Below are 11,984 nucleotides of genomic sequence, written 5' to 3'. Positions count from 1 at the left end.
GATGCGCGATCGAATGGTCTCGATCGATACCGGCTCTTGTGGGCTAAAGCCAAACAGACGATCGACCTCGGCGGAGCGATACACGAAATCTAGACCGTAGACGTCCCAGGACCAGCTGCCCGTGTGACTGAGATGCTGGGCTTCGGCCAGATAGGCCTCGCTGCGGCGCAGTTGCTGTTCTGCTCGCCTCGCCGCCGTAATATCCGTAGCTGCCCCAACAAACTCGATGTCACCAGAGGCTGTCCTCGTCGCTCGTGCATGCGCATGAATGTGCTTTACCGAGCCGTCCGGTAGCAGAAGCCGGTATTCGTGCTCGAAATCGCTCGGGTCTCGCATCGCGCGATCGATAATTTCTCTAACCGAAGCCCTATCATCTGGATGCGTGCGCTCAACGACGAGCTGCGGCCCCGGTGGCGCTGTCTGAGGGTCTAATTGGAAAATTCGAAATGTTTCCTTTGACCAGAAGGCCTCGCCCGTAGTGGCGTTCCAGCTGAAGCTGCCTGTGTGACTCAACTCCTGCGCCTGGGCCAGATGTGCTTCGCTCCGCTGCAGGGCAAGTTCGGTCCGCCTTCGCTCCGTGATATCTTCGCAGGCGATAAGGACAATGGGCTGCTCGTCGGCCCAGAGCATGGCTTTAGCGCTTTCACGTACCCACAACACCGAGCCGTCCTTCTTGACTTTCTGGACGTCCCACGTGCGCGTTTGTCCGACATCCTCAAGGCATGCCCGAACGCATTCGCAAACGAACGCGCGATCCTCCTCAAGAAATACGTCCAGCACAGATTGACCGATCAACTCAGCACGAGCATAGCCAAGTTGTGTCGCGCCCAATGTATTCACGTTGAGCACAGTGCCGGCTTCATCGACCATGAAGTACATGGCCGGATTGTGCTCGAAGATGGCGCCCCACCGTTTTTCGCGATCCTCCAAATCGGCCGCGCTCCGCTGAAGCTTGGCCGCAACCACACGCGCAGCCTCTCTTTCCTGGCGGAGCTTTGCGATCAGGTGCGCTCCGACAATCGAGGCAATAAAGAATGCAACAACCACCGGCAGGTCTTGGGGGTCATCGATTCGCAGGCTGAATGCCGGCGGCGCAAAGTAGTAAGCGAGAGCAGCGATGGCTACGATGCAAAGCGCGGACGACGCGATGAAGCTGCCTATCAGGGAAAACAGCAATACCACTAACAAATATGCGAAGGCCGTCACGGCGAAATGCGCGTGAAGGTACAAGCAGGCCAGTGTTACCACGGCCAGCATTATGCTGCCGAAGGTAAACTGAAGGGCTGAACGTTCTAAGCTGTTGATCGGGCTACGCATTTTGACACCGTCGGCCTGTTCTCCGGCGGGAGAGCTATAACATTTTAGGCAAAAATAGGGCAATACTCGGCACCAGCACCCGCTGGCGAGCGCTTCCGAGATCAATTGCTTGTTTCTGAACTGAGCACGCGCCGAGAAAAATTGCATCACAGACGTACGTATAGTTGCCCTAAACCTTTCAATATGGCCGCTGACACGCCTGCAATCGACCCTCAGATGTCTGCTTTCCTCCGCTGCCGATATCCCCGGGCAGGCGCTCGAGGCTGCAGCCGAGGACAACTCCACGCCAGCCGCACGAGGACAGCGGCTGCAGTTCAGTCAAGACGCTGTGCCGGAACAATCAGGCGCGCCTCGCCCAACCGGAAAGAAGCTGCGTGATGCAACGTTGCGTATCAGGTGCTTCTCCAGAAAGACAAGCTGCCGGACCACTCATCTCGCCGGTACGATCGGTCATGCGGAAGAAAGAGCAATGGTCATATGCCGAGATACGAAGGCGAAGTTACGCGACTGCTTTGTATGCCCTAGGGCAATCATGCCTAGGTGCGGAGGACTTGTCTCCGAGTGGTTGGCCGAATCGAGCGCGCGCAGCGACGCCGCCGCCACGGCTCTGTCGAGGTGCCATCTAATCCGTGCTGATCACACCCATCATGATCTAATGCGGCAGCGCGGACCGTAACAAGGGATGATGAGTTGCGTCAGCAAGTTCGCTACTCGTTGGTCGGACGAGGCAAGCGCAGCGACCGCGCACACGGGCAATTGTAGGCGGAGCAACAGCTGGGTCCGTCAACCGGACACGTTCTGTCGCAGTCCTGTTATCTGGCACGGCAAGATGTCGGAGAAGCGTTCAGATGGCCGGGAGCTTGACGGCGAAAGACGCGCTTGAAAATGACTGTTAGAAAAGCCCCGACTCTTTTGCTCGGCTGGCATCTTTTCAGAGCGGCTGCCGGGGGGCGGCGCGGTGCAAGGGCTGCGCACTGGAGATCGCGCGTGAAAGGTCCGGCTCCGTGTCAAGTCGGCTATGTCGATTCAACTATGAGAAATGTGGCTTCGCTTGCATCGACGCGTCTTCGAATGGCGGCGGTTAGGATCCGGAACCTATCTCATCGTGTGTCGATAGTGGTGGAAACGTTGGGCTGGTTGAGCCGAGCTTGCAGCGTCGCGTGCTCGAGCTCGTCCTCCCACCAGGATACGAACACGGCGGCGATGCCATTGCCGGTGATGTTAGTAAGGGCACGCACCTCGCTCATGAACTTATCGATCGAAAATACGATTGCCATGCCCGGCACCAGCGCTGGGTTGACCACCGACAACGTCGCAGCGAGCGTGATGAAGCCCGCGCCGGTGACGCCGCTTGCTCCCTTCGACGTTAGCATTGCCACGAGCAGGATCGTGAGCTGCTGGCCAAAGGTGAGATCGACCCCAAGTGCCTGGGCAATGAACAATGTCGCAAGTGTCATATAGATATTGGTGCCATCGAGGTTGAAGGAGTAGCCAGTTGGCACCACCAGGCCGACCACGGGCTTGGAGCAGCCCAGCCGCTCGAGCTTCTCCATTAATTGAGGCAGCGCGCTTTCAGAGGACGATGTGCCGAGCACGATCAGAATCTCGTCCTTGATATAGACAATGAACTTGAAGATTGAAAAGCCGATGAGGCGCGCGATCAAACCGAGCACGACCACGACAAACAACGCCGCCGTCGCGTAAAACAGCGCGATTAGACCGATCAAATTGCCGAGTGCTGCCGGCCCGAACTTGCCGATAGTGAAGGCCATGGCGCCGAAGGCGCCGATCGGGGCCGCCTTCATAATGATAGCGATCACGCCGAACACCGCGTGCGCGACGTCGTCAATCATGCCTCGCAGCCGCTCCCCACGGCTTCCCAACGCCATCAGCGAAAAGCCGAATAGGATCGCGAACAGGAGAACCTGCAGAACATCGCCGCGGGCGAAGGCGCCGACCACGGTATCGGGAATGATGTTGAGAAAGAAATCGACGGTCTTCGAGGCTTCCGCCTGCTTGACGTAATTGGCGACCGCCGCAGCATCCGGCTTGACCGCAAGACCATGACCGATTTGGACCAGATTGCCCATAAGAAGGCCCAACACCAAGGCAAAGCTGGAGACGATCTCGAAATAGACCAGCGCCTTGACGCCGACGCGCCCGACTTTCTTCGCATCCTGAATATGCGCAATACCAGATGTGACGGTGCAGAAAATAATCGGCGCGATCACCATCTTGATGAGCTTGATAAACCCGTCACCGAGCGCCTTGACCCAGTCATTGGTCGCGACAGACGGCCATAGGCAACCGACCACGGCGCCAAGCAAGATCGCGATCAGCACCTGCACGTAGAGAATCTTATACCAAGCTTGCGACGCGCGTGCGGGCGCCGCTGTTGCCATGGTGGTCATGACGCTTCCTTCCCGAATATACTCGAATGTGAGCCGCCGCGTCGTTGAGAGACGACGGCGTCATACGAGACTCATCATTTTAGCCGTGTCCGATTGAAGGACGGTTCCGAGAGCGGGCGCGTCGTTCCAAAGGCAGGCGTTTAGTTGCGTTATCCCTTCTCGTTAAGCAAGATATGCACCAGATGCCCAAAGTGCGCCCGATTGGGCAGTCTCGGACAAACCGTCTGTCTCCTGGCGGCATCGGCTTGAGTGCTCGGCTCGCGTTCGCAAGGTCGAACAAAAAGTTGCAACGAGACGCGTATCTTGATCGGCTGGGCGCATTAGCGGAGTCCCGTCTCGGGATGGAAGCCCGAGCGTGATCGATATGCGCCGACTGCCGAGATGGATGCAAGAGTAGATGACATTGGTAAAATTGATAGTTTGGATAGCACTCATCCACGCGATGGAAGCCTGTTTAGGAGCTCGATTGCGCGCCAATAATCTTGAATCGATGCACTGCGTTGTCGCGAGCGGCAAGGCTCGTTCGTGCACGGGGCATTTATCTCCAGGCCTGTGCTAGCGATTCGCATTAGGCAGGATACCTTCGCTCTCGGCCCCTCGCGCCTTTTGCCGCGTCGCAGAAGCAGCGTTAAGATGATTACTCAGCTAGATCGTTCGCGAGCTGCCAAAGGGCAGGCTTCCTGCGATCCGTTCCATTACCGGCGCGGCGAGTGCGGCGTTTGAGCTACCGACAGAACCAAATAGGCATCTCTGGCGGCATCAAATTCTGCCGTATCGTTGCGCGGCTGTCGCTGTCTGCTCGGCAACAAAGCTGCCAGAAATCTGACATAGCGTTAGGTCCACGCCACAGCGACGTCGACGTCTATGCGAATTGCTCCCACGTTGCGCATAGAGCGCTCCACAGTTCGCCCGCGGCACAGGAATTGCTGATTTCGAACGAGGAGGTGCCGCCGTCAGATGGATGGAAGCGGCCCTGTCACAGGAGTTGCCGATGAAACTTGCGATGCTGCTCTTGCTCGTAGAAACGACGCGCGTGAATGTGGCGGCCGCCACGAAGTGCTGCGCGACTAGAGGGCGATCCGCGCCACATACCTGCGCGAGCCGGACGTGCAGGCGGTTACTGGGCCCATAAGACGATCCGCTTTCACTTTTGGGCTGACGCACATGGATGTCTTTTCGGCAGAGATTGCGCAATCCGTTGCGCTCACGATTGAGCTCGCCAGCGTAACGACCGTGATCCTCCTCGTGATTGGTGTGCCCCTCGCTTGGTGGCAAGCGCGCTCAAAGACTCTTTTGAGTGAGGCGGTGGCGACGCTGATCGCCCTGCCGCTAGTGCTACCGCCGACGGCTCTCGGTTTTTGCGTACTCGTGTTGCTCGGCCCCAACGGACCGGGTGGCGTTCTCGCCTCTTTGTGGGGCGAGCGCACGCTCGCTTTTACCTTCGCAGGAATCGTGATCGGATCGGTCCTCTCGGCACTGCCCTTGGTGGTGCAGCCGATCCGTAACGCCTTTGTCGGGATAGGGGATCGCTCGTTGGAAACTACGGGGCGCGTTTCGTCGCTGTATGCCTTCATTACCATCAGAGGGCCACTGGCGCGATTGGAGTTTGTTAAGGCCGCCATCGTTGGCTTTTGTCATACGATCGGCACATTCGGCGTCGTGATGATGATCGGCGGTAACATTCCTGGGCGCACCAAGGTGTTGTCAGCCTACGTCGTAGACTACGTCCAAGCATCGCGCTGGCGCGAGGCGAGTGTGCTTGCCGGCGGTATGGTGATGTTCGCCTTTGCGGCCATCTTCACCTTATCCCTCATCGACAGACACTGTGCCAGGAGAGGCACCGAACCGTCTTAGGCTTGCCGGCCGGACATATCCGATCTCGACCGAGCAGCAGTATTGCAAGCCGGATCCATCAATCCTTGCGAGGCTACAATGAACAAGCTTGTTATGACCGCGGCGGCTGCTGTAATTGGCTTCAATTCAGTGCACTCAGTGCACTCCGCGCCTCTGCCCGAAGCGACGGCCGATGACGTCGGCGTTTCTCAGCATCGCCTCGCTAGGCTAGACGAGTTCTTCGCTCGCGAAATCGCGAGTCAACGTGTGCCGGGTGCAGTGATTGCAATCGCCAGAGACGGCAAGCTGATTCACTACAAGGCGTACGGGCAACTCGATCCTGCAAAAGGAAAGTCGATGCGGCTCGACGCGATGTTCGCGCTTGCGTCTATGACCAAGCCGATGGTGGCCGTTGCCGGGCTTATACTCATGGAGCAGGGTCGGCTGCCTCTACAGGCCAGGCTCACGGATTACTACCCGGAATTCGCAAACATGAAGGTGGGAGTGCCACAGCATGACGGTTCATTAGAATTTCAAGCGCAGAGTTCTCCGATCTACATCCACGATCTATATCGCCACACATCCGGGCTCACCTATGGTGTGCCCCTCGACAGCTCAGACCAAGTTTCGCGTCTCTATCCCCATTTCGCCGCTCCGCCACTGAGGGGCGATAAGCAGGAGTTCATCGAAGCCATCACCAAGCTGCCGCTAGCGCACCAACCGGGGACGGAATTCGAATACGGCTTCTCGACCGATGTGCTGGGAGCTGTCCTGGAACAGGTCAGCCAACAGCGATTGGGCGACTATCTTGCCAGCAATCTGTGGAAGCCCATCGAAATGCAGGATGCCACTTTCCATTTGTCGGAATCGCAACGCGAGCGCCTCGCGCATCCATTTCCAGGCGACCCGCTGACGGGAAAGCCACAGGATATCGAGCTCCTCGAAAGTCCGACGAAGTTTGACTGTGGGGGAGCCTGCGCATTTGCGACAGTCGGTGACTACGTGCGTTTCGGACAAATGCTGCTCAACGGTGGGGAGCTCGATGGGCAGCGCATTCTCGGTCCTAAGACGGTGCGCCACATGATTTCCGACCACCTCGGGGCAGAGATCAAAAATAAGGTCGCCAACGTGGAGGCGCACCGTGCCGGCTTCGGCTTCGGGCTCGGAGTAGCTGTACGCGTAAACGAGGGTCTCTCGGCGGTTCCGGGCAATCCAGGTGAGTTTAGCTGGACTGGCGCCTACGGCACACAATTTTTCTGCGACCCAAAGGAGCGTCTCGTCGTGGTGGTCGGAACGGCAGCGCCCGGAGAAATCCGGAAGTATTACCGCGAACAGGTCCAATATATCGTCTATGCTGCAATAATTCGATAGTCCGCTTTCCGCCGAAAGGCTAGGCCAACCGTTTTGGGTAGTCGACAGACAGTGCTGCTACTACGGATCGATGTCGACTGAAAGTCGGGCCCGCTACCTGCTAGCCGCGTTGGCGCGGATCGCGCTAGTGCTTCAACATCGAGATCGCCTCCGCTATCGCGAAGAAACTCTTGGAAGCGGGTTTGGTGTCGCGATGCGCCAAGACGATCGCACATGGCTATCGGTCGGCTTGCGCGATGAACGCTCCTGTGATGGCTGTGAACGTCCAGGCTCTCGCCCACGATCTTGCAGCGATGCCGTAGAGAGAGGCGCTTTGAATCAAAGGTAGATCGGATTGACCAGACCTAGAAAGCGAAGGCAGTGCGCGCATCCCGGCTCACATTGCGGCTTCTCTTCGTCGCTCGACAGCCGCTTTCGTGCGGGCTGCTTGCGCAGTTGCGACTATGACCGGCTTTAACGCCCCATTGGACAGCAATCTGCAATTCTGATTAAGACTGGAGGGCAGTCCGGTGCCCGTCAACTGCACCAATTCTATTCAACAACCGGCATGACACGTGAGTGTCGCGGTCGTGCAAGAGCGAGCATGACGTAGCCGCCATGCAGTGGTGAACCATCGTGCTGCTCTGTCGAAGTGCTCACATGAACGTCCAAAACCGGACACCATTAGCATGACAGATCAATGGCGCAGCTTGTGGCTCGTTGGCTCGTTTCGCCAGTCCGCAACTCCGAAGCGCTTGCTTGGTATCTGTTAGGTGTTTCGCTTCGGTGGCTTGTTTCTTGCTGAATGTCAGTAATTCGTTACGGCCGACGACAACTCACGTGGAAGGCGTCATGGGTGGTGCAACGGAAACGTTCTACAGCGTGATCAGACGTCAGGGTATGACGCGTCGTAGTTTCCACAAATTCTGTAGTTTGACTGCCGCGAGCTTGGGGCTTGGTCCACTCGCCGCAAGCAGTATTGCCAACGCCCTGGAGACCAAACCGCGTGTGCCCGTCATCTGGCTGCACGGGCTCGAGTGTACCTGCTGCTCGGAAAGCTTTATCCGCTCGGCCCATCCCTTGATCAAGGACGCGCTGCTGTCGATGATTTCGCTCGACTATGACGATACGATCATGGCGGCGGCAGGACATCAGGCCGAAGCCATCCTGGAGGAAACTCGCGCCAAGTACAAAGGTATGTATGTGCTCGCCGTCGAAGGCAATCCACCGCTGAACGAGGGTGGCATGTTCTGCATTGACGGCGGCAAGCCGTTCGTCGAAAAGCTAAGGTCCATGGCGGAAGAGTCCATGGCGATCATCGCGTGGGGCACGTGTGCGTCATGGGGATGCGTGCAATCGGCCAAGCCCAATCCGACTGGCGCGGTACCGATCGATAAGGTGATCACCAACAAGCTGATCATCAAGGTGCCCGGGTGCCCGCCTATCGCAGAGGTCATGAGCGGCCTTGTGACTTTCATCACCACGTTCGGAAAGCTTCCGGAGCTCGATAGCCAAGGGCGTCCAAGTATGTTCTATTCCGAGCGCATTCACGACAAGTGCTATCGGCGTTCCCATTTCGACGCTGGTCAATTCGTCGAAGAGTGGGACGATAAGTACGCACGCAAGGGCTATTGCCTGTACAAGATGGGCTGCAAGGGGCCAACCACCTACAATGCCTGTTCGGCCCTGCGGTGGAACGGCGGCGTTTCATTTCCGATTCAATCCGGCCACGGCTGCTTCGGTTGCTCGGAAGACGGCTTCTGGGATAAGGGGTCATTTTACGACCGACTCACAACCATCAGGCAATTCGGCATCGAGGAGAACGCCGACCAGATCGGCATGGCCGCTGCCGGCGTAGTTGGGCTAACCGTCGCTGCCCATGCGGCGGTCACCGCCGTGAAGCGGTTGACCCACAAGCCGGATCGCCCAGCCCAAGAAAGCAAACCGAGTTGAGGAGGGGCGACGGTGGCCGTCCAGACACCGAACGGGTTCAATCTCGATCGTTCAGGCAGGCGAATCGTCATCGATCCGCTGACGCGGGTCGAAGGCCACCTGCGTGTCGAAGCCAATCTCGATTCCGGCAATGTGATCCGCAATGCGGTCTCAAGCGGGACGATGTGGCGTGGCATCGAAGTCATCTTGCGCGGGCGCGATCCGCGCGACGCCTGGGCGTTCACCGAGCGGATTTGCGGGGTCTGCACCGGCACGCATGCGCTCACCTCCGTGCGCGCGGTTGAAAATGCACTAGGAATTGCCATTCCGGAGAATGCCAATTCGATCCGCAACATCATGCAGCTGTGCCTGCTCGTGCATGATCACCTCGTACATTTCTATCACCTGCACGCGCTGGATTGGGTCGACGTGGTCTCCGCGCTCAAGGCCGATCCCAAGTCGACCTCTGCGCTCGCGCAGTCTATCTCGCCCTGGCCGCTGTCGTCCCCTGGCTATTTTAAGGATTTGCAGATCCGGCTCACTAAATTCTTCGGATCAGGACAACTCGGTCCGTTCAAGAATGGCTATTGGGGGCATCCGGCCTACAAGCTGCCACCGGAAGCGAACCTGATGGCTGTAGCGCATTATCTGGAAGCGCTGGACTTCCAGAAGGAGATCGTCAAGATCCAAGCTATCTATGGTGGTAAGAACCCGCATCCGAACTGGCTGGTCGGCGGCGTGCCCTGTGCGATCAACATCGAGGGAACTGGTGCGGTGGGTGCGATCAATATGGAGAGTCTGAACATCGTGTCCTCGATCATCGACCGTTCGATCGAATTTGTCGAGCAGGTCTACCTGCCCGACATTGCCGCGATCTGCTCGTTCTATAAGGACTGGCTTCATGGCGGCGGACTTTCGAGCAAGAGCGTGATGTCCTATGGCGACATCCCCGAAATCGCAAATGACTGTTCCGCCAAAAGTTTGAAGCTGCCGCGTGGGGTCATTCTCGGTGGCAATCTCAAGGAGATACTGCCGATCGACCATGGTGATCCCGAGCAGATCCAGGAATTCGTCACGCATTCATGGTATAAATACCCAAGCGATTGCTGTGGACTGCATCCCTGGGACGGTATCACCGAGCCGCGTTTTGAACTTGGGCCAAAACTCAAAGGCAACAAGACAGATATCAAGGAACTCGACGAAGGCGGCAAGTATTCCTGGATCAAAGCGCCGCGCTGGCGCGGCCACGCCGTGGAGGTCGGGCCATTGGCGCGATACATCATCGGTTATGCACAAGGCAAAGCCGAGTTCAAGGAGCCGGCCGAGAGACTGCTCAACGGGCTCAATCTTCCCCTGACTGCGCTGTTCTCGACGCTTGGCCGTACTGCAGCTCGGGCGCTCGAATGCCAGTGGGCGGCGCATCAGATGCGTTATTTCCAAGATAAGCTGGTAATCCACATCAAGGCAGGCAATACGGCAACTGCCGATGTCAGTAGGTGGAAGCCGGAAAGCTGGCACAAGGAGGCCAAGGGCTTCGGGTTCAGTGAGGCCCCGCGCGGTGCACTTGGGCACTGGATCAAGATCAAGGGCGCCAAGATCGACAATTATCAATGTGTCGTGCCGACGACGTGGAACGGATCTCCTCGCGATCACAAGGGCAATATTGGCGCTTTTGAAGCCTCCCTGATCGGTACCCCGATGGCCGATCCGCAGCGGCCCCTGGAGATCTTGCGCACGATCCATTCCTTTGATCCGTGCTTGGCTTGCTCGACCCACGTGATGAGTCCTGACGGCCAGGAAATGGCCTCAATCAGGGTTCGTTAACGACATGCTGGACAGAGCTCGAAAGCTCCTTGCCGCCGTCGATGCGGAACCCACTGAACGGAGCATCGGCGCTGGTATCGCTTACGCGCCGGTGCGACTGTGGCATTGGGTTAATGCGGCGGCCATTCTGATGCTGAGTTTAACCGGCTATGTCATTGGATCCGGGACACCGGCGATGTCGGGAGAGGAAAGCGGCAATTTCCTGTTCGGCTATATCCGCTTTGCTCATTTCTCGGCGGGATATGTGCTCAGTATCGGCTTTCTTCTGCGGATCTACTGGGCGTTAATCGGAAACGCGCATGCCATGCAGATCTTTTGGGTGCCGCTCTGGCGCAGGTGCTTTTGGCGCGAGGTGTACCACGAGATTCGCTTGTATGCGTTCCTTACAGTTGAGCCCGAGAGGCGCGTCGGGCACAACCGTCTTGCTCAGCTCGCGATGTTCTTCATGTTTACGCAGACGATCACGTTCATGGTCGTCACAGGCTTTGCACTTTATGGGCAAGGTACTGGTACTGACAGCTGGCAGCACAAGCTGTTCGGCTGGGTATTATCAATTTGGCCGAACAGTCAGGACGTCCATACTTGGCATCATCTCGGCCTGTGGGTGATCGTGACCTTCGCGCTGGTCCACATCTACGCGGTGGTCCGGGAAGACTCATGTCGCGCCGGAGCATCTCTTCTGTGATATCGGGTCAGCGCGGGCTCCGCGATTGGCTGGCAAGCGAATGCTGAATCATAAGAAAAGGATCCTGGTGCTCGGCATCGGCAATATCCTGTGGGCCGATGAGGGATTCGGCGTGCGGGTGGTCGAGGAGTTTCATCGCCGCTACGCCATCGATGACAACGTAACCGTCCTCGATGGCGGCACACAGGGTCTCTACCTCGTCAGTTTTCTTGAGCAGGCCGATTGCCTGATCGTGTTCGATGCCATCGACTATGGATTGCTGCCCGGGCAGTTGAAGCTTGTGCGAGATGAGGAAGTGCCAAAATTTACCGCCGCCAAGAAGATGAGCCTGCATCAGACCGGCTTTCAGGAGGTCTTGAGTGCGGCCGACCTGCTTGGCCGCCGCCCGCGAGAGCTCGCTCTCATCGGTTGTCAGCCGCTGGACCTGGAGCATTGGGGCGGTCCGCTGACCGCCCCGGTACGCCTTCAGATTGCGCCCGCGATTGAGCTGGCTTGCAAACTCCTGGCGCAATGGGACTCGCCGGCAAAGCCGCGGACCGCGCCGCTGCCTGCTTCAGAACGGCTGTTGGCGAACAATATCGACCATGCAAACTATGAGATGGGGGCGCAGCCGATCTAGCGGCCTGCGATTG

General features: G+C 57.9%; 7 protein-coding genes and 1 pseudogene. 6 read left to right on the top strand and 2 right to left on the bottom strand.

What is annotated here, in order from left to right:
* Both GGD62_RS30425 and dctA read right to left on the bottom strand, forming a co-directional pair.
* The coding region (locus GGD62_RS30425; RefSeq protein WP_183711854.1) for a PAS domain S-box protein at positions 1–1,317 on the bottom strand (1,317 nt) is incomplete at its 3' end.
* A gap of 1,100 nt (positions 1,318–2,417) precedes the next feature.
* Positions 2,418–3,728 (bottom strand): C4-dicarboxylate transporter DctA, encoded by a 1,311-nt coding sequence (gene dctA / locus GGD62_RS30420; protein WP_104461864.1) that lies wholly within the window; start codon positions 3,726–3,728, stop codon positions 2,418–2,420.
* 1,164 nt (positions 3,729–4,892) lie between these two features.
* Between dctA and GGD62_RS30415 the strand changes: the two genes are divergently transcribed.
* The 6 genes and pseudogenes from GGD62_RS30415 (at position 4,893) to GGD62_RS30390 (ending at position 11,971) form a co-directional block, all read left to right on the top strand.
* Positions 4,893–5,582, top strand: coding sequence for a molybdenum ABC transporter permease (locus GGD62_RS30415; RefSeq protein WP_183711833.1), 690 nt, complete (start codon positions 4,893–4,895; stop codon positions 5,580–5,582).
* 78 nt (positions 5,583–5,660) lie between these two features.
* A complete protein-coding gene (locus GGD62_RS30410) occupies positions 5,661–6,932 on the top strand; it encodes a serine hydrolase (RefSeq protein WP_183711832.1) in 1,272 nt (423 codons plus the stop codon).
* Positions 6,933–7,763: 831 nt separating this feature from the next.
* Complete coding sequence (locus GGD62_RS30405) at positions 7,764–8,864, top strand: hydrogenase small subunit (RefSeq protein ID WP_179733133.1); 1,101 nt, start codon at positions 7,764–7,766, stop codon at positions 8,862–8,864.
* Positions 8,865–8,876: 12 nt separating this feature from the next.
* Entirely contained in the window at positions 8,877–10,667 is a 1,791-nt protein-coding gene (locus GGD62_RS30400) for a nickel-dependent hydrogenase large subunit (RefSeq protein ID WP_183711831.1), read from the top strand.
* 4 nt (positions 10,668–10,671) lie between these two features.
* Positions 10,672–11,399, top strand: a pseudogene (gene cybH / locus GGD62_RS30395) (Ni/Fe-hydrogenase, b-type cytochrome subunit).
* On the top strand, positions 11,393–11,971 hold the full coding sequence (locus tag GGD62_RS30390) for a HyaD/HybD family hydrogenase maturation endopeptidase (RefSeq protein ID WP_183711827.1): 579 nt from the start codon (positions 11,393–11,395) through the stop codon (positions 11,969–11,971). The pseudogene cybH and the gene GGD62_RS30390 overlap by 7 nt, the downstream one beginning before the upstream one ends.
* Positions 11,972–11,984 lie beyond the last annotated feature (13 nt).

Source organism: Bradyrhizobium sp. ERR14 (genome assembly GCF_014198235.1).
In the GTDB taxonomy this organism is placed as follows: Bacteria; Pseudomonadota; Alphaproteobacteria; order Rhizobiales; family Xanthobacteraceae; genus Bradyrhizobium.
This window is presented reverse-complemented; position numbering and strand designations above follow the sequence as displayed.

Bases quoted from the DNA above. Each gene is read 5' to 3' on its own strand.
- dctA (WP_104461864.1), bottom strand. From the start codon at position 3,728: ATGACCACCATGGCAACAGCGGCGCCCGCACGCGCGTCGCAAGCTTGG.
- GGD62_RS30415 (WP_183711833.1), top strand. From the start codon at position 4,893: ATGGATGTCTTTTCGGCAGAGATTGCGCAATCCGTTGCGCTCACGATT.
- GGD62_RS30410 (WP_183711832.1), top strand. From the start codon at position 5,661: ATGAACAAGCTTGTTATGACCGCGGCGGCTGCTGTAATTGGCTTCAAT.
- GGD62_RS30405 (WP_179733133.1), top strand. From the start codon at position 7,764: ATGGGTGGTGCAACGGAAACGTTCTACAGCGTGATCAGACGTCAGGGT.
- GGD62_RS30390 (WP_183711827.1), top strand. From the start codon at position 11,393: ATGCTGAATCATAAGAAAAGGATCCTGGTGCTCGGCATCGGCAATATC.